Genomic DNA, 18,329 nt, shown 5'->3' with positions numbered 1-18,329 from the left:
AAAGACTCCACGCGAAGTGACCGCGCGGCGCAATCAACGCCATGCCCCGCCAACTGCGGCTCTATGTGCACGAATTGGACATCCCTGGATGTTCCTTCTTTGCGCTTGTTGTGTCCGCGACCGCCCCGGTAGCGTGCGACTCTCCTGCGCCGAGTCTTCACGCGCACGACATAAGACGGGAACAGCCATGCGGAGACGGGACACAACACGCACAGGGGCCGCGCGACGTCGCAGGCCCCTCGCGACGGCGGTCGCCGCCGCGCTCCTCTTCTCCGGCGTTCCACTCCTGTCGATCACCGCGGCGCTTCCCGCGCACGCCGCGACCGCCGCCGACGGCAGCTCCGGCGACCCCGCCCCGGCCGCACCGCAGGCGCCTCCCTCCCCGTTGAGCCCCGCCATGCTGGCCACCGGCACCGGTCTGAGCGCCTCCCAGCAGCAGGCCGTGGCCGACGCCTCGGCCCAGGCCACCTCCTCCGGGCAGCCGGTGAGCGTCGACTCCCTCACCACATCGATCTCGACGCTGACCGCGGAGCCGAACGGGCAGCTGTCCTGGTCCAGCAGCGTGATGCCCCAGCGGGTGCAGAAGAACGGCGCCTGGGCGGACATCGACACGACGCTGAAGCAGAACGCCTCCGGCACCTACGCTCCCGCGGCGGCCCCGGGCTCCCTGGTCCTGTCCGGCGGCGGCAGCGGCCCGCTGGTCACCATCGCCGACAGCGCGGGCCGCGACGTCTCCCTGTACTGGCCCTCCGCGCTGCCCACGCCGACCGTCTCCGGCTCCACCCTGACCTATCCCTCGGTCTTCCCCGATGTCGACCTGCAGGTCAGTGCTACCCCCACCGGCGGGATCACCGACGTCCTGGTCGTCAAGACGGCGGCCGCGGCGTCGAATCCGGCGCTGAGCAGCCTCAAGCTCACCACGCACACCCAGGGCGTGACCGTCACCGACGACGGCCACGGCACGCTGAGCGCCCGCTCCGCCGACGGCCAGGTGCAGTTCCAGGCCCCCAGCCCGCTGATGTGGGACTCCACCTCCACCAGCTCCGGGGCCGCCACCAGCAAAGTCGCCGCCCTGGACGCCTCCACCGCCGCCGACACCCCGGGGCCGGGCGAGGGCGCGCAGGTCGCCCCCGTGGACGCCCAGGTCGACGGCTCCACCATCACCCTGACACCGGATCAGAAGCTGCTCACCGGTTCCTCCACCACCTACCCGGTCTACATCGACCCGCCGGACTGGAGCCCGCTGAACGCGACAGGCAACCGGCAGATGTTCACCGAGGTGCAAAGCGCCTGCCCCTCCACCCCGCACGTCAACGACACCTCCTACGGCTACCCCGGGGTAGGCGACAACACCTTCACCGGGTGCATCGGCCTGGAACGCAGCTACTTCCAGATCGCGGTCCCGCACAACGTCTGGGGCGCCTCCATCGTCAGCGCCACGGCGAACGTCCAGGAGACCTACTCGGCCAGCTGCAGCACCAGCAACGACATCAAGGCCTACCTCACCAGCCCGATCAGCTCCGCGACGAACTGGAACAACAAGCCGGCCCTGGGCACCTACCTGGGCGCGCAGACCTTCGGGTCGGCCTGCTCCTCCTGGCCCTCGGGCGGGTACGACATCACCTCCAACTTCGCCAAGGCCGCGGCGAACGACTGGGGGACCTACACCTTCGCGCTGGTCAACAGCAACGAATCGGACGGGGCCTACTTCCGCCGGTTCAACTACAACCCGACGATCACCATCGTCTACGACCACGCCCCCAACCCGCCCGGCTACCTGTCCGCCAACGCCGGCAGCACCACCCTGGGCTGCGCGACCACCACGCCCTACCCGCTGCTGGGCAAGACCGACTCGGTCACCGCGCCCACCTTGAACGCGCAGGTCTCCGACCCGGACAAGGACCAGCTGGACGCCACGTTCACCTACTGGATCAACGGCAGCACCACCAAGCACACCCTGGTCTCCGCGGTCACCTCCAGCGGCAAGACCGCCAGCCAGTCCCTGCCCTCCGGCTTCGTCTCCGGCCTCGCGGACGGCACCACCGTCGACTGGCAGGTCTCCGCCTCCGACGGCCACCTCTCCACCACCCGCAACGAGACCTGCCACTTCACCGCCTACCCCAACACCCCCGTACTGCGCCTGGCGGTCAAGTCCGCCGGCACGAGCGAGGGCAGCTCCAGCGTGTACACCGCCACGACGGACGCCAGCGACAAGGCCGTGAAGTACGTCTGGAACCTGGACGTGGCACCGCCGGTGAGCAACCCGCCGGCGAACCAGACCGTGACCGCGGACAGCAGCGGCACCGCGAGCATCACCGTCACCCCGGCCTCTCCCGGCACCCACACCCTGTACGTCACCGCGTACGACGCGGCCAGCAACACCGCCGGGACCTCGGCCACCTTCAGCGTCAACGCAGCCGCCGGCAGCACCTACTCCAGCCTCGCCGCCGCCTTCGACAACACCGCCGTCACCGCCACCAGCAACGCCGCGAGCGGCAACGCCGACGGGGCCAGCAACAGCCTCCCCCTGGAGGACCTGCAGGCAGCCGGCTGGAACCCGGGCAGCACCGTGCACATCAACGGCGCGTCCCTCACCCTGCCGAACTACGGCAACGGCAAGCCGGACAACGTCCTGGCCGACAACCAGACCATCTCCCTTCCCGCCCAGAGCGGCGGCCTGACCAAGGGCTCGGCCGTCGTCTTCCTCGGCTTCAGCACCTACGCCCTGCAAAGCGACACCCAACGCGCGGACGACGACTCCAGCACCCCCTTCATCCCGCCCACCACCGACACCTCGGGCACCAACTGCACCTTCACCAACGGCAGTTCCACCGACTGCGCCGATCCCACCGGGACCATCCAGTACAGCGACGGCAGCACCGGCACCTACTACCTGCGGCCCCCGGACTGGGTCGACCGCCCCGACGGGGCCACCGACAACCTGACCTCGCCCTACGCCGTGCTCACCCTGGCGCACCGGCACAACCCGAGCGGCACCTTCGACGGCGCCGTCAACCTGTACGCGATCACGGTCCACCTCGACTCGAGCAAGACCGTCTCCTCCATCACCCTCCCGGACGTCAGCGGTTCGGCCCGGCAGGGCTTCCCCGCCCTGCACATCCTGGCGATGAACGTGCGCGACACCACCTCCGCCGCCGGCGGAGCCTCCTGGACCGGCGCCTGGGCCTCCCCGACCGAGACCACCGTCAACTTCCAGGGCGCGGACTGGAAGGACCAGACCATCCGCACCGCACTGACCCCCACCGTGACCGGGAGCAGCACCCGCATCCACCTCTCCAACGCCCAGGGCACCAGCCCGATCACCCTGGACCACGTCACCCTCGCCGCCCAGAACTACCAGTCCAGCGCGAAGGCCGCCCCGGTCGCCGTCACCTTCGACGGCGCCTCCTCGATCACCCTCCCCGCGGGCGCGGACATCTACAGCGACCCGGTCAGCTTCCCCGTCACCGCGGGCCAGAACCTCCTGGTCAGCTCGCACCTGACCGGCGACGTCCCCTACCTGGTCGAGCACACCTGGGCGACCGACGGCTACACCTGGGTCACCGCCGCCGGCTCCGGCGATCACACCGCTGACACCGCGGCCGGCGCCTTCACCGGGACCGGCACCAAGAGCGGGGCCTTCACCAACATCCTCACCGGAGTGGACGTCACCGCCTCCGCCGGGAGCGAGCCGACCCTGGCCGTGCTCGGTGACGGCCTGGTCGATCCGTTCAGCAGCACGGCAAGCGCCACGATCGGCAGCAGGCGGCTCTCCCGGGACATCGCCGACGATCTCGCCGACCCCAGCCGCAACACCTGGAGCGCGCCCCAGTCCGGGGTCGTCGGTGCCGGCATCCAGAACAACAGCCTCAACCAGGACACCCTCGGCTACACCGGCCTGGCCGCGCTGACCCGCCTGGACCGCGACGTCCTCAGCGAGCCCGGCCTGACCACCGTCGTGATCGAGGAAGGCCTCCACGACACCCTGGGCGGCGTCGACGAAGGCACCCAGGACGCGGCCGACCTCGCCCTGAAGCAGACCCTCGCCGACTGGGGCATCACCGCGATCTTCACCACCCAGACGCCCTGCGACGGCTACGCCGCCTGCACCAGCACCGTGGACGCCACCCGCGCCAGCATCAACCAGGACATCCAGGACATGGCCCCGCCGCCCGTCGGAACCGGCCCCTACACCTACGCCTACGACGCCGACGGAGCCATCGCCGCCATCGACTCCACCAACCTCGAGGAGCAGCTCAACACCCAGGGCACCAACAGCAGCGGAGCCACCGTCAGCTTCGATGCCGGTGACCACGTCAACCTCACCAACGACGGGTACCAGGCCGTCGCCGACGGCCTCCTCAACACGACCGACCTCCTCCCGCCGAGCCCGTGAGTCAGCTCCTCGCAGGGCGTCTGTCCAGGTCCCCGAAGGAAGCAGTCTTCTCATCGCCGAGGATGCTGCGTCAGCGGGTTGCGCCATCGGGCCAGACGATACGGACCGGGATGCCAAGGTGACGGGCGTGGGCGACGACGTCGGCGGTGCCTCCGTAGCCTCGGGCGGGACGGCCGTCCCATACGGCGACCAGTTCGTCGACCAGGCTGACCAGCATTTCGCTGCCGGTCTGGTGGGCTTCGGGGGTGGAGGCGGTCAGGCCGGTGCGGTGGACGGCGGTGGCGCGGGCGTAGAGGGCGTCGTACTCGGGGTGGTGCCAGGTGGGTAGACCGGCGCGGTATTCGCCGGCGGGGACTACGACCTCCAGGCTTCCGCCGTGGTCCAGGACGGCACGGGCGAACCAGCTGTCGGGGCCGTCGGCGAGGTTGGAGACGGCGGTCAGCTTCGTCGGGCCGACCGCCGCGGGGGCGCGAGCGGCCACGAACTCGTCGAGGGCCGCGCGCACCTGGGCGGCGACGGGGGCGGGCAGGCCGCGGTGTCCGGTGATGCCCAGGCGCATGGGCCGCCTTTCGTCCGGGGTCGAAGTCGGTTCGGTATCGGGTCACAGGTAGGCGTCGTGCAGTCGTTCGTCGAAGTCCCGGACGATAGCGGGCGGGCAGGTGCCGGTGAAGCCGCGACGGAAGGTTCGGGCCCGCTCCACCACGCGCCCGGAGCGCAGGCGCAGTCCGTCGGCGAGGGCCTGGGCGGCGAGGTCGAAGGCGGATTCCAGGCGGCCGGAGGCGAGTTGGCCGGTGGCCACGTCCAGGCTCAGCAAGGCGCGCTGCTTGGCGTGGCCGCCGCTCAGCGCGGTGGTGATGTCGGTGACGGTGAGAGCCTTCCAGGCCGGTCGGCCCAACCGGGCGGTGCTGGTGATCCGGGCTGCGGCGACCTTGCGCTGGTCGAAGGTGAACACCCACGGCCACGGGGGCGCCTCCTGTCCCGGGATGGTCTCGGTGAGCCGGGAGCAGGCGTCCAGGGCGCGGGCGCTGGCCTGCTGGTCGCCGAGGCCGGCGTGGGCGACGGCTTCCAAGGAGGACAGCCAGGCGGTGGCGATGACCGGCAGTTCGGTCTCGGGTCGGCGAGCCCGGGTGATCAGGCGCAGGCCCTCATGGGCGTTGCCGACCTCGACCTCGAACTGGGCCAGGCTCCCGATCTGGTAGGCCATCAGCAGATGGTCGCCGGCCGTGCGGGCCGCCTTGACCGCGGCTCCGTACCAGCGGCGGGCCGAGCCGTGGTCGGCCATGTCCCAGGCCAGCCAGCCGGTCAGGGAGGCGGCCTCAGAACCGATGGCGGCCATCCGGGCGCGGTGGGCGCGGTCGGGGCCCGCGTCGGTGGTGCGCTGGATGAGCCGGAGGTGCTCGTGGGCAGCGGGCAGCAGATCGCGCGAAGGCACCGTGGCGTCCAGCCGCCGATAGGCGTTGGTGGCCTGGCGGAGACATGCGGCCTCGGCGGTATCGTCCGTCGCTGAGCTGTGCGGAGGGTCGGGCTGGTGGAGGGCCGACGCGGCCGCGAGGGCGGCCACGCCGGTGAGAAAGGTCCGCCGTTGCACGGTGGTTGATCCGTTTCCGTCGTCGGCGAGGCCGACCAGGCCTGGGGGGATGCCCAGATGGGTGGCCGCGCTCGCCAGGTGCTGCAGGGTGTAGGGGCCGTCAGAACCCCGGGTCTCCAGCCGGGAGACGGCGGACTGGGACAGCCCGCAGCCGCGGCCGAGTTGGGCCTGGGTCTCACCGCGCATCCGCCGCGCGAGATTGATCACCTGCCCGTAGTCCCGGCGGCGGGCGGCGTCGCGTAGCGGCGCGTGGCTCTCCCAGTCCATGGTGTTCCTCCGTCCCAGCCTAGGCACGCTCCCGCGGCCCGGCCGCCGTGCGTATGCGGTCGGTGGATATCCGTATGCCGGTCCGCATAAACGCTGGAGCGCACGGGACAGGGCTGGCTTTCTGGTCCACGCGCCGGTTCGTGACGGTGCATCACCGGATCCCGGCCGGCCACACGGCCCGCCGGCAAGCGTACGGAGGCCCGCATGCCGCTCGCCCGCCCCAATCCAACGCCACCCCCGCGGGCCCATGTGCGCCGCGTCACCGCGCCGAAACACCCGTTCGTCGACGTCGTCGCGACACCGGGAGAGATCGGGCCCAAGGCCCGGCGGCAGCTCTTCACCCTCGCAACGGCTTGGCTGCTGCCGATGACCGCCGAAGCCCTGGCCGATGCCCAGCTGGTGGCCGACGAGCTGGTGGCCAACGCCCTCACGCACGCGTGTCCGGACAGCCCGTGCGAACTGGCGTTGATGTGGACCGGGCGGTCGCTGCGGATCGAGGTCGCCGATGGCTCGACGCTCCCGCCCACCGCCGGGGTCCCGCCGGACGAAGAGTCGACCAGCGGACGCGGCCTGCTACTCGTACAGGCCCTCACCGAGCGCTGGGGCTGCGCGTCACGTGACGCCGGGAAGATCGTCTGGGCGGAGGTCGCCCCATCGGACGAGACCGACCCGGACGTCACGCACCGCGCGCTGGTACGCGCCGTGCCCGAGCACTTCACCGCTGCGGTCACATCCCGACCGTGACGGTCCGCAACCCTCCATCTCCCCCATTCCCTTGGGAGGCATCATGACCGAGCAGTGCAAACAGCCCGAATTCAGTGGCGGCAGCGTGCTCGTCACCGGCGGCGCCGGGTTCATCGGCTCGCACTTCACCAAACGGCTGCTCGCGGCCGACGACATCGCCCGCGTCACCGTCCTGGACGCGCTCACCTACGCCGGGCACCGGGCCAACCTCGGGGAGGCCTACCTCTGCGAGCGCTTCGACTTCGTCGAGGGAAACATCCTGGACGCCGCACTGGTGGACGAGCTCGTCGCCCGCCACGACGCGGTGGTGCACTTCGCCGCCGAGTCCCATGTCGACCGCTCCTTTCTGCAGGGCGGGACGTTCCTGGCGACGAACGTACTCGGCACCCACACCCTGCTGGAGGCCGCCCGCCGGCACGCGGTGCGCCGCTTCGTACACGTGTCCACGGACGAGGTGTACGGGCCGCTCGCATCCGGACGGGCCGATGAGCACGCGCCCCTGCGCCCGAGTGTCCCGTACGCCGCGTCAAAGGCCGCCTCCGACCTGGTGGCGCTGTCGGCCTGCCAGACCTACGGAGTCCCGGTGTGCGTGACGCGGTCCTCGAACAACTACGGCCCGGCCCAGCACCCCGAGAAGATCATCCCCCTGTTCGTGACCAATCTCCTCAAGGGCGCGACCGTGCCACTGCACGGCGACGGCGGGCACGTACGCAACTGGCTGCATGTGGCGGACAACAGCGCCGGCATCGAACTCGTCCTGCGCCACGGCACCCCCGGCGAGGTCTACAACATCGCCGGCGGCACCGACCTGACCAATCGCCAGCTGACGCAGCTGCTGCTCAACGCGTGCGGGGCCGGCTGGGACGCCGTGACTCAGGTCCCGGACCGGCCGGCCAACGACCGCCGCTACGCCATGGACTGGGCCAAGATTCACCGGCTGGGCTACCGGCCCGTCGTCCCGCTGGAGGCGGGACTGGCCGCGACCGTGGAGTGGTACCGGGACCATCCCGACCGCTGGGCGCCGCTGAAGCGCAATCCCCGGGCCCCGCTCCCCCGCGTCGGACTGCGGCCGCACCCGCAGCGGCAGGGCTGACCCATGGCCGCCCCGTGCACCGTGCTGGTCACCGGCGTGGGCGCCGCCCCCGGCCTGGATCTCGCCCGTTCCATCCAACGCGCCGGGCACCGGGTGATCGTCGCCGACTCCGACCCGCTCGCCCCCGGTCTCCACCTGCCCTTCGCCACACCCACGGTGCTGGCCCGGGCCTCCGCTCCGGCGTTCCCGGCGGTGCTGCTCGACCTGTGCCGACGATGGCGCCCCGATGCGATGGTGAGCACCGTCGAGGAGGAACTGCCCCGGCTGCGGGGCCTGCGGCGGACGCTGCTCGCGCGAGGGGTACGCACCTGGCTGCCCCCGGCACGGGCGATGACCGCCGCACTGGACAAGGGCGCCTTCGCCGCCGTTCTGGCCGCGCACCGCATTCCGGCCCCGCGCAGCTGGCCGCCCGACCGTCTGGAGCGCGTTCCCGAGGGAACCCCGCTGATCGTCAAACCCCGCCGCGGGCACGGCTCCCAGGGCGTGCACACCTGCGAAGACGTCGCACAGGCCCGGGTGCTCTGCGAACTCACCCCGGATCCGCTGGTCCAGGAGCGCGTCACCGGACAGGAATTCACCGCGGACTGCCTCGTCGACCGCGGCGGGCGGGCGTCAGTGATCCTTCGCGACCGCGAACGGGTCAAGGGAGGCCTGGCCGTCGTCTCGCGAACCTTCACCGACCCTGCGGCCGAGAGCGTGGTCAAGGAGGTACTCGCCGCGACAGGGGCAGCTGGGCTGTGCTGCGTCCAGGGGTTCCTGCGCGATGACGACCCCCGGGTGGTCATCACGGAGATGAACGCGCGGGTCGCCGGCGGATTCGCAGTGGCCGAGGCGGCCGGCGCCGAACTCGTCCTGCAACTACTCAACGGGCTGTTCGGCCGTCCCGTCGAGCACGCGCGCCTCGCCTACCACCCCGGTGTGCGCCTCACCAAGGCCGTGACCACGCTCGCCGTCACGACCACAGGCACCACAGCCATCACCGGCCCCGCTCCCACCACTCCCACCACTGCAACCTGACCCACGAAGGAGAAGACCAGCCATGAGTGTCACCTACCGCGTACCCTCCCAGGTCCCCATCCCGGGCATCGAGCGCAACGCCGCGCCGTACCTGTACGGACCCGAACACGAAGCCCTGAGCCGCGTACTCGCCCAGGGCCAGTACGGGCACACCGCCGAAACCGAAGAATTCGAAAGCGAACTCGCCTCGTTCCTCGGCGTACCCGACGTGGTCGCGGTCGCCTCCGGCACCACCGCCCTCCAACTCGCCCTGCACGCTGCCGGGATCAGCGCCGGGGACGAGGTGGTGGTGCCCTCGATGACCTTCTGCGCCACCGTCCAGGCAGTGCTCGCCGTCGGCGCCTCGCCGCGCTTCGCCGAGATCGACCCGGACACGCTGTGCGTCACGGCCGACAGCGTGGCCGCCGCCCTCACTGCTTCCACCCGCGCCGTCCTCCCGGTGCTCTACGGCGGGCGGGCGGTGGACCTCGACCCGCTGCGGGCGGAGCTGACCCGGCGACGGATCACGGTGGTCGAGGACGCCGCCCACGCTTTCGGCTCCCGGCACGGCCGCCTCCGGGTCGGTGCCACCGGCGAGTTGACGTGCTTCTCCTTCGGCCCCATCAAGAACCTGACCTGCGGCCAGGGCGGCGCCGTCGTCCCCCGTCACCCCCTCGACGCCGCCGCCTTGCGAACCCTGCGCGGCCTCGGCATCGCCGAGAGCGCCGAACAGCGGGCCGCCGCCACCGGCTACCGCGTCACCGGACACGGCCTGCGGGCCGGCCTCCCGGCCCTGAACGCGGCGATCGGCCGGGTCCAGCTCGCCCACCGCGATCGCGCCGAGCGGGAACGCCGGACCCTGTGGACGGCCTACCGTGAGGCACTCGCCGACATCGACGGGGTACGCACGGTCGACGTGGACGTCGCCCGCAGCGTGCCCTCGTTGTGCGCGGTGCGGGTGCCCATCGAGCAGCGCGACCGGACCTTCGTGGCGCTGCGCGCGGCCGGCGTCGGTGTCGGCGTGCACTACCCGCCCAACCACCTGCAGCCCGCCTTCCGCGCCTGGACCCGGCCCATGCCGGTCACCGAGCAGACCGGACGGGAGATCCTCACCCTCCCCTTCCACCAGCACCTGCGCCCCGGTGATCCGGCACGCGTCGCGGATGCCCTGCGCCAAGCCCTGGCGGGGCGATGAGCCGTCAGAAGCCTGTTCAGTGCCGGATCCTGGCCGTCTGCCTGGGCAATATCTGCCGCTCCCCGCTGGCCGCCGCCGTCCTCGCCGACCGCGCCCCGGCCGGCACCCTCGTCCGCTCGGCCGGGCTGCGCGACCGCTGGCGCGGCCGGCCGGCCCACCCGCCGATGGTCTCCACCGCTGCGGCCCTGGGCTACGACCTGGCCCGGCACCGCGCCCGGCAGGTCACCGCGGCGCTGGTCGCCCAGGCCGATCTCGTCCTGGCAATGGACTACGCCGTCCGCGACGAACTCGCCGCCCGCTACCCCGCAGCCCTGCCCCGGCTGCGCCTCTACCTGCCCGATCGCGAGGTTCCCGACCCCTACGGCGGCGACGCCCGCAGCTTCGCCCAGTGCGCCGCGCTCATCGCGGATGGGGCCGCCCACTGGATGAACGCATAGCACGCCGGGCCGCCGCCCACCGGGGTCTCACCGGTCGGCGGCGGCCAGCAGCACGTCCGCGAGGCGCTCGGCAGCGTCCGGGCGCCCGAGCGATCGGGCGCGCTCGCCCATTCCCGAGCGGCGCGCCGGATCAGCGAGCAGCGGCCCCAGCGCCGCCGTCAGATCCTCGGCCGCCACCTCGCCGACCAGCGCGACCGCGGCCCCGGCGGTTTCGAGATGGCGCGCGTTGTGCACCTGCTCGTTCCCGGCCGACGAGGCCAGCGGCACCAGCACCCCCGGCTTGCCCAGCGCCGTGAGCTCGGCGATCGTCCCGGCCCCGCTGCGCGCGACCACGACGTCGGCCAGGGCCAGCACGTCCGGCAGTTCGGCCCCCACGTAGCCCGTCAGCCAGTACCGTGCGGCCGCATCCGGCGGCAGCCCAGTCGCGTGCTCGCGCAGCGAGGCCTCGTTGTCAGGACCGCATTGGTGGATCACGTTGGCGTGTTGCAGCAGCTCCGGCAGCACCTGGCTGACCAGCCGGTTGACCTGCTGGGCGCCTTGCGCTCCACCCGTCACGTACACGGTCGGCAGCCCTGGGGCGAATCCCGCCAGAGCCGGAAGCCCGAGGGCCTTGTCGACCCGTCCGGTCAGGACCTCCGGGCGCACCGGGTTTCCGGTCACCACCGCCCGCCGCCGCACCGACTCCGACAGCAGCTCCAACGTGGACTCCGAGGAGACTGCCATCCGGTCAGCCACCCTGGCCAGCCCCCGGTTCGCCAGCCCCAGCCGCACCGTCTGCTCGTGCACCACCAGCGGCCGACGGCACACCCCAGCGGCGAGCCCGATCGGCACCGCGACATAGCCGCCGGTGGCCAGCACCACATCGGGATGGAAATCGGAGACGATCGAGCGGGCCTGCGCAGCGCCGAGCGGGACCCGCCCCATGTCCCGCATGTTCGCCGCGGACAGCATCTTCAGCGGACTGCTGGAGCGTCGGATCTTTCCGGTCGCCACCGAGCGGAACGCGATGCCCTCGCCGGCCGCGACCCGCTCCTCCAGGGAATCGGCCTGGCCCACCCACAACGGCTCCAGGGCCCGCCCCTCGGCGGCCAGTCGGGCCCGCAGTGTGCGCACAGCGGTCAGCGCGGGGTAGGTGTGCCCGCCGGTACCGCCACCGGTCACCAGGAGACGGAACGGCTGCGCGGTGCTGCTCTCCATGGCACTCCCCATCCGGCCGAGCCTCGGCCGCCGAGCTGTCGAGCGGCCCACCTTAGTCGTGCTGGTCGTGCATCCGGGCCGCCGCATGTCGGTATGCACACCCCGCCCCTGAGACCGTGCTCCTGTCAGAGCGACAGCAGCGCGGTGGCCGGTGCGTCACCGGCCTGCTGCGGCCGCCTCCGCCGGGGGATGCGGAGGCGGCCTGCACCAGGGAACGAGCTGAGATCGGCCCAGGTTTCTCCTACTGCGTCCATTCACCCGTTGCAGTGGCCGAAGAATCTCAAGCCGTTCAAGCCGATCAAGCAGGTCGGTCGGCTTCGAGGTCGACGGTGAACCAGAGGGCGACGTAGCGCGCAACGGCGTGCCAGAGCTCGCCGAAGCTCCCGCCGGCCCAAGGACAGTCCTCGTCGTGCCAGTCGCGGATGACGGGCTGCGGGCGGTCGGGGTAGGTGTGGTGGTCGGCGAAGGTCAGGACGGTGTGGTCGACCTGACCGGCTTCGGGGTGGAGGAGGGTGATTCGGAGGCCCGTGTAGGAGTTGTGGTGCGGGCCGGGGTGGAAGTCGATGCGCAGGCGCAGAGGGCTTGCGGGGTCGGGGGCGGCGTAGAGGGTGTTGCCGACGACGGTGGCGCCGTTCAGGGGGAGGCGGAAGTCGTGGGTGAAAAAGAGGTCGGCGTTCAGGGTCATGGGTTTCAACTCCTGGGTGAGGAAGGCGGGTTGAGCGGGCCGGGAGTGGGTTGAGTGCGCGGGTGCGTACCCCCGGCCTTGGCGGGGCCGGGGAGTGGGGGTCACTGAGTCGTGGTGATGGCGAGGGTGGCGGCGCGGCAGATGATGTCGACGGCGCGGTCCGGATTGCGCAGGATGGCCAGGGGAACGCCGGGGAAGCGGGTGGCGGCGGGGGCGAAGGCGAGGTGGAGGACCGCGCAGCCGGTGGCGGACAGGGCGGCGAGGCGGGCGCGGGCGGCCTGGGTCTCCTCGCGGGTGTAGTGGCCGTCGGTGGCGATGACCAGGAGGCGTCCGGCGCCGGGTTGGTCGAGGTCCAGGGCCGCGGTGAGCACGCTGGTGGCGGCGGCGAGGCGTTCGACGTTGCCGCGGGCGCGGAACTCGGTGACCTGGGCCGGGTGGTGGCCGGGGCGGGTCACGGCGGTGAGGTGGGCGTCGTAGGTGAGGGCGGCGGTGCGGGAGTCGGGGTCGGTCAGTGCGGTGGCGCGGGCGAGGATCCAGGTGGCGGAAGCCATGGGTGCGGTGGCCCGGGCCATGGAGCCGGAGACGTCGACGGCGATGCCGACCCGGAGCGGGGGGCTGGGCACGCTGCGGCGGACGGTCCGGGTGAAGGGCTCGGCGGTGGGCGCGGCACCCGCGGCGCGTTGGGCGTCGCGTGCGAGGGCGGCCCGCATCCGCAGCCGGCCGGGCGGGGTGGCGCAGGTGAGGGTGGTCTCGGTGCGCTCGCGGTAGGCGGCGGCCCGCAGGGCGCGGGCGAGTTTCCCGGCGGCGGCTCGTTCGGCGGTAGTCGGGGGTCGGGTACCGCGCAGCGGGCTGCGCGGGCCTTCAGCTCCGGTGTGGGCGTTGATCGGGTGAGTTCCGCGGGCGGAGTCGAAGACCTTCTTGGCGAGATCGGCGGCGCGTCGTTGCTCGGCCGCCTGTGCGGCGCAGTCCCGGGTGCGGGCGCTGCGGGCGGCGCGGGCCTTCTCGTCGGCGGCGATCTCACCGCCGAGGTCGGACAGCGAGTCGGCCAGACGCCCGCCGGTTGGGCGGGAGGAGGTCGGGGCGGACGCGTCGTCGCCGAGACCGGGCCGCCTTGGGGCACCGGGCGCGGTTCCGGGCGGAGTGGGGAGTGGGCCGAGGAGGTCGCACCACTGGCGGCCGAGGTCGAGCATGGCGGCGCCGTCCTCGTCGGCCAGGGTGTGAGCGCGGTTCCACAGGGCGGCGAGGCGGGCGAGGAGTTCGGGGTCGAGGACGTCTTCGACGACGCGGCGTACGGGGGCGGTCTCGGCTTCGTCGAGGATTCCGGCGTCGGTGCGGGCGAGGACGAGGGTGGCCAGGCGGGCGGCGCTGTGCGGGGTGTCGGGCAGGGCTGGGCCGAGGTCGGCCAGGACGATGCGGTGGAGGGAGGCGCGCAGCCATCGGCGGTCCTGGGGGCGGCGGTTCAGGTGGCGTTTCTCGATGCGGGATTCCTCGAGGAGCCCGGCGGCTTCGGCGGCCCGGCTGCCACGCTCGCAGGGCGCGGGGACCCAGCGGGAGTGCACGGCGTGGGCGGCCTCGTGGACGAGGGCGCCCCACGCGGCGGGGTAGCGCTCCTCGTCTCCGTGCTGGTCGGGCCGCAGGGCCGCGGGCGGGTGGGGGCGGAAGAGGGTGCCGTCGACCTCGATGGCGGCGCGGGTGGGGAAGAAGGCGGCGGGGGCGCCGGATTCGGTGCCGGGGCGGCAGGTGACGACGAGGTCCTCGCGTCCGGTCAGCTCGGGCAGGCGGGCGGTCAGGGCGGCCGAGACGCGCAGCCAGTGCGCCTCGGCGTCGACGGTGCGCTCGGGGGCCGGGGCGCCGCCGTCGTCCGCCCAGCGGGCGATCGCGTCTTCAGCGGCGGCAGCGGCGGTCGAGGAGGGGGCGGCGGGGCCGGCTCCGGGGTCGAGGTGGATGTGTGCAGGCATGGCGGATCACGGTCCTTCGCGGGGAGGCGGAGTTGAGGCGGCGTCAGTGATCGGGCGATCGGGCTGGGGATCGCGCGGTCGAGGGATCGCGCTCAGATGCGCGGGCCGAGGGTGAGCGGGGCGACCTCGCTGCCGATGATGCGGGTGACGACGTCGATCACCGTGTCGCGGTCCTCGGGCGGGGCGATGCCGACCAGGTTGGCGAAGGCGGCCTGCGCGCCGAGGGTGTCGGCGATCCTCTGGAAGGCGATGAGTTCGCGGAGTTGGAGGGTCCAGCCGATCTCACCGGACTCGACGCGCTTGGCGAGATTGCGGGCGATGCGTACGGCCTTGGAGTCGATACCGAGGGCGTCGGCGAGGCTGTAGTCGGTGGCGACGTGCAACTGGACGGCGAAGCGGGAGGCGAGGGCGTCGGAAAGTACCGCGCCGTGCACCCCGGGGTTGTGGCCCGCAAGGGCGTAGAACCCCTCGGCGGCGGTGATCGTCTCGCCCTTGTGCGCCTTGACCTGGAGCTGGCGGCGGCCGTCCAGGGCGCTGTAGGCGCAGGCCAGGACGCGGGGGGAGATGAGGGTGGCGTCGTCCAGGAGCAGGGGGCGGCCTTCCAGCATGGCGACCACCAGCGGCCCGTAGACGAAGGTGTAGCCGCCGGAGGGGTCCTGGGTGTACTCGCCGATCAGGTCGCCGACGGTGGTGTCGCCGTCCCCGGCGACCGTGATCAGGTCGGGGAAGGCGGCCTCGACCAGCGCCGTCTTCCCGGTGCCGGGCGGGCCGTAGAGAAGAGCGGGCACACCGGCGGCGCGGAGCTTCTGAAGGGCGAGGACGTCGGGCAGGCCCGCGAGCTTCCGGGGGTGGTAGGGCTGACCGTTGGGCCGGGTCACCGGTCCGGGGCGCCCGCCCGCGGGCGGTGCGGGGGCGGATGCGGCTGACGGGGGCGACGGGATGGCGGATACCGGGGCGGGTCCGGGGGCGGCGGCGGACGGGGGCCCGTCTCGGGGGTGGCGGTCGCGGCCCGGAGGCCGAGCGGGCGCGGGGGGGACTGTCTGATCGTTTGTGTTTCGCTGGTGCTTGTTGTTACTGGTGGTTGGTGACGCGGTCGCCGTAGTAGGCGGCGAGGGTGTTGACGGCTTCCATCCAGTCGCGGGTGCGGCCGGTGGGGTTGGTCCGGCGGGGGTGGCGGTCGCGCAGGACGAGGTAGAGGACCTTGAAGACGGCGTCTTCGCTGGGGAAGTGTCCGCGGCGGTCGACCGCGCGCCGCAGGCGGGCGTTGATGCTCTCGATCATGTTGGTGGTGTAGACGATCTTCCGGACCGGCGGCGGGAACTTCAGGAAGGTCTCGAAGTGCTCCCAGTTCCGGCGCCAGGTCGCGATCAGGCCGGGGGCCTTGTCGCCCCAGTCCTCCTCGAAGGCGGCGAAGCGGCGCTCGGCCTCCTCCACCGTCGGCGCGGTGTAGACCTCGCGCAGTTCCTTGGCGACGGTGGCCCAGTGCTTGCGGGAGACGTAGCGCAGTCCCGCGCGGACCATGTGGACCACGCACAGCTGGACCTCGGCCAGCGGCCACACGGCGTTGATGGAGTCGGGCAGGCCCTTCAGGCCGTCGCAGCAGGCGATCAGGACGTCGCCGACTCCGCGGTTGCGCAGTTCGGTCAGCCAGGTCATCCACTGCTTGGCGCCCTCGGCGCCGGTGCCGGCCCACATGCCCAGCACGTCCCGCTCGCCGCGCAGGTTGATCCCCACCGCGAGGTAGATCGGCCGGTTGGCCACCGCCCCGTCGCGGACCTTGACGACCAGGGCGTCGATCATGACGACCGCGTAGAGCGAGTCCAGCGGGCGGGAGCGCCACTCCTCCAACTCGGCGCTGACGCGGCCGGTGGCGCGGGAGATCAGGTCCCTCGAGACGTCCATGTCGTAGATCTGCGCGAGGTGGTCCTGGATCTCCCCGGTAGTCAACCCCTTGGCATACAGGGAGATCACGGTCTCATCGAACCCGGAGATCCGGCGCTGGTGCTTGGGCACGACCTGCGGGGTGAAGCTGCCGGCCCGATCGCGCGGCACGTCCAACTCGACCTCGCCGATGTCGGTGCGGACCGTCTTGCGGTAGCTGCCGTTGCGGCTGTTGGACTTCTCCGCCGGGCCGGCCTCGCCGCGCGCGTAGCCCAGGTGGTCGGTCATCTCCGCTTCCAGCGCGCCCTCCAGGATCAGCTTGACCAGGCCCTTGAGCAGCCCGTCCTGGCCGGTCAGGCTCACCCCCTGGCTCCGGGCCCGCTCCACCAGCCGCTGTGCCATCTCCCGGTCCAGCTCGGCCTGTTGTGCCAACTCCGCCCCCGTCTGCACACTCGCCTTCGCGTTCGCGGAAGACTCGTCCCTGGTACCCATCTGTGATCCTTCCCGGCAGAGCACCCAGCTCATGCCAACTCAGGTCACACCAGGCGAAACACAATCCTCAGGACAGGCCCACGCGGGGGTGGTCCGAGGAGGTAGGCGACGAAGAGGAGCGCCAGGAGGTGCTCCCCGCCGACGCGGGGGTGGTCCGGAGTGGGCGTGATTGTGCAGCAGGAAGAGCGGGTGCTCCCCGCCGACGCGGGGGTGGTCCGCGCGTCACCCTGCTCTACCGGCCGCACAGCGCGTGCTCCCCGCCGACGCGGGGGTGGTCCGTCCTGTTCCTGGCGTGCGGCCAGGTCCAGCAGGTGCTCCCCGCCGACGCGGGGGTGGTCCGTTCTCCGGCAACGGCTTGGTATGGCTTTCCTTGTGCTCCCCGCCGACGCGGGGGTGGTCCGATCGGTAAACCGGCCTCGTAGGCGCCTGTCTGGTGCTCCCCGCCGACGCGGGGGTGGTCCGGCCGCCGCCGAGCAGCAGGTTGCCGAGGCCCAGTGCTCCCCGCCGACGCAGGGGTGGTCCGTTCCGGCGCCGTACCTCGCAGGAGCACGGTCCGTGCTCCCCGCCGACGCGGGGGTGGTCCGTTCCGGCGCCGTACCTCGCAGGAGCACGGTCCGTGCTCCCCGCCGACGCGGGGGTGGTCCGCGCCGAGATCGCGACCCTGATGGATCGCGACCGTGCTCCCCGCCGACGCGGGGGTGGTCCGGCGGAGCGGTCCGCCATCCGCGCGGATGAGCAGTGCTCCCCGCCGACGCGGGGGTGGTCCGCGTACGTTGCCCCTCGGAGCCGGCTCGACCGTGTGCTCCCCGCCGACGCGGGGGTGGTCCGCCAGCCGCGACATGCTGCGCGCCACGCTGAGGGTGCTCCCCGCCGACGCGGGGGTGGTCCGATCTTCCGAGTGTTGGCGAGCTGGCCTTGGTGGTGCTCCCCGCCGACGCGGGGGTGGTCCGGTCGCCCTCACGGACGAGCAGCGGGCCGCGGTGTGCTCCCCGCCGACGCGGGGGTGGTCCGTCCACGCACTGCTCCTCGGTGGGGAAGTCCTCGTGCTCCCTGCCGACGCGGGGGTGGTCCGCAGCCCGAGGCCAAGGGCGTTGCCGTCGTCATGTGCTCCCCGCCGACGCGGGGGTGGTCCGTGTCGGCGCCCAGCTTGGAGAGCGCGTTGTGCGTGCTCCCCGCCGACGCGGGGGTGGTCCGGACCCGATGGAGGACGGCCCCGCGCGGCCCTCGTGCTCCCCGCCGACGCGGGGGTGGTCCGGTAGCAGCGGAAATAGGCAGGGGCGGGTGGTGGTGCTCCCCGCCGACGCGGGGGTGGTCCGGCCACGTGTGCGCACAAGCCGTACAGGGTGACGTGCTCCCCGCCGACGCGGGGGTGGTCCGATGGTCAGCGGCTCGTGCTCGTC

Annotated in this window: 13 protein-coding genes and 1 CRISPR repeat array (1 of these 14 running past the window's edge); of the genes, 6 read left to right on the top strand and 7 right to left on the bottom strand. The window is 72.5% G+C overall.

All coding sequences use genetic code 11. The features are described 5' to 3' along the window. Positions 1 to 397 precede the first annotated feature (397 nt). Entirely contained in the window at positions 398 to 4,396 is a 3,999-nt protein-coding gene (locus BS73_RS30225; protein ID WP_051941150.1) for a hypothetical protein, read from the top strand. 70 nt (positions 4,397 to 4,466) lie between these two features. Here BS73_RS30225 and BS73_RS30220 read toward each other — a convergent pair whose 3' ends face one another. Together BS73_RS30220 and BS73_RS30215 are read right to left on the bottom strand one after the other, a co-directional pair. Further along, entirely contained in the window at positions 4,467 to 4,955 is a 489-nt protein-coding gene (locus BS73_RS30220) for a hypothetical protein (RefSeq protein WP_037577625.1), read from the bottom strand. Between the two features lie 42 nt (positions 4,956 to 4,997). Beyond that, a complete protein-coding gene (locus BS73_RS30215; protein ID WP_152617773.1) occupies positions 4,998 to 6,251 on the bottom strand; it encodes a helix-turn-helix domain-containing protein in 1,254 nt (417 codons plus the stop codon). Between the two features lie 204 nt (positions 6,252 to 6,455). Between BS73_RS30215 and BS73_RS35240 the strand changes: the two genes are divergently transcribed. From BS73_RS35240 to BS73_RS30190, 5 genes are read left to right on the top strand one after another with little or no spacing between them, the layout of a single operon-like run. Continuing rightward, positions 6,456 to 6,995, top strand: coding sequence for an ATP-binding protein (locus BS73_RS35240; protein WP_051941149.1), 540 nt, complete (start codon positions 6,456 to 6,458; stop codon positions 6,993 to 6,995). Between the two features lie 43 nt (positions 6,996 to 7,038). Further along, positions 7,039 to 8,088 (top strand): dTDP-glucose 4,6-dehydratase, encoded by a 1,050-nt coding sequence (gene rfbB / locus BS73_RS30205; protein WP_051941148.1) that lies wholly within the window; start codon positions 7,039 to 7,041, stop codon positions 8,086 to 8,088. Positions 8,089 to 8,109: 21 nt separating this feature from the next. Further along, positions 8,110 to 9,105 (top strand): ATP-grasp domain-containing protein, encoded by a 996-nt coding sequence (locus tag BS73_RS30200; RefSeq protein WP_235215584.1) that lies wholly within the window; start codon positions 8,110 to 8,112, stop codon positions 9,103 to 9,105. Positions 9,106 to 9,127: 22 nt separating this feature from the next. After that, entirely contained in the window at positions 9,128 to 10,279 is a 1,152-nt protein-coding gene (locus BS73_RS30195) for a DegT/DnrJ/EryC1/StrS family aminotransferase (RefSeq protein WP_051941146.1), read from the top strand. After that, on the top strand, positions 10,276 to 10,716 hold the full coding sequence (locus BS73_RS30190; protein ID WP_037577624.1) for a low molecular weight protein-tyrosine-phosphatase: 441 nt from the start codon (positions 10,276 to 10,278) through the stop codon (positions 10,714 to 10,716). Before BS73_RS30195 ends, BS73_RS30190 begins: the two co-directional genes overlap by 4 nt. A gap of 27 nt (positions 10,717 to 10,743) precedes the next feature. Here the strand turns inward: BS73_RS30190 and BS73_RS30185 are convergent, their stop codons facing one another. The 5 genes from BS73_RS30185 to BS73_RS30165 form a co-directional block, all read right to left on the bottom strand. Beyond that, a complete protein-coding gene (locus tag BS73_RS30185; RefSeq protein WP_037577623.1) occupies positions 10,744 to 11,913 on the bottom strand; it encodes a UDP-N-acetylglucosamine--N-acetylmuramyl-(pentapeptide) pyrophosphoryl-undecaprenol N-acetylglucosamine transferase in 1,170 nt (389 codons plus the stop codon). A gap of 298 nt (positions 11,914 to 12,211) precedes the next feature. Beyond that, complete coding sequence (locus tag BS73_RS30180; protein ID WP_051941145.1) at positions 12,212 to 12,598, bottom strand: hypothetical protein; 387 nt, start codon at positions 12,596 to 12,598, stop codon at positions 12,212 to 12,214. 101 nt (positions 12,599 to 12,699) lie between these two features. Next, positions 12,700 to 14,556: a VWA domain-containing protein gene (locus BS73_RS40525; protein ID WP_037577622.1), complete on the bottom strand. Its 1,857-nt coding sequence runs from the start codon at positions 14,554 to 14,556 to the stop codon at positions 12,700 to 12,702. Positions 14,557 to 14,648: 92 nt separating this feature from the next. Continuing rightward, a complete protein-coding gene (locus BS73_RS30170) occupies positions 14,649 to 15,497 on the bottom strand; it encodes an AAA family ATPase (protein WP_063837092.1) in 849 nt (282 codons plus the stop codon). 130 nt (positions 15,498 to 15,627) lie between these two features. Then, entirely contained in the window at positions 15,628 to 16,929 is a 1,302-nt protein-coding gene (locus BS73_RS30165; RefSeq protein WP_235215583.1) for an IS256 family transposase, read from the bottom strand. 128 nt (positions 16,930 to 17,057) lie between these two features. Next, positions 17,058 to 18,329: a CRISPR direct-repeat array (repeat unit 29 nt; unit sequence GTGCTCCCCGCCGACGCGGGGGTGGTCCG) (it continues 587 nt past the right edge of the window).

This window comes from Phaeacidiphilus oryzae TH49 (genome assembly GCF_000744815.1).
In the GTDB taxonomy this organism is placed as follows: Bacteria; Actinomycetota; Actinomycetes; order Streptomycetales; family Streptomycetaceae; genus Phaeacidiphilus; species Phaeacidiphilus oryzae.
Note: the sequence above shows the minus strand (reverse complement) of the source record. Positions and strands in the feature narration are given on the sequence as shown.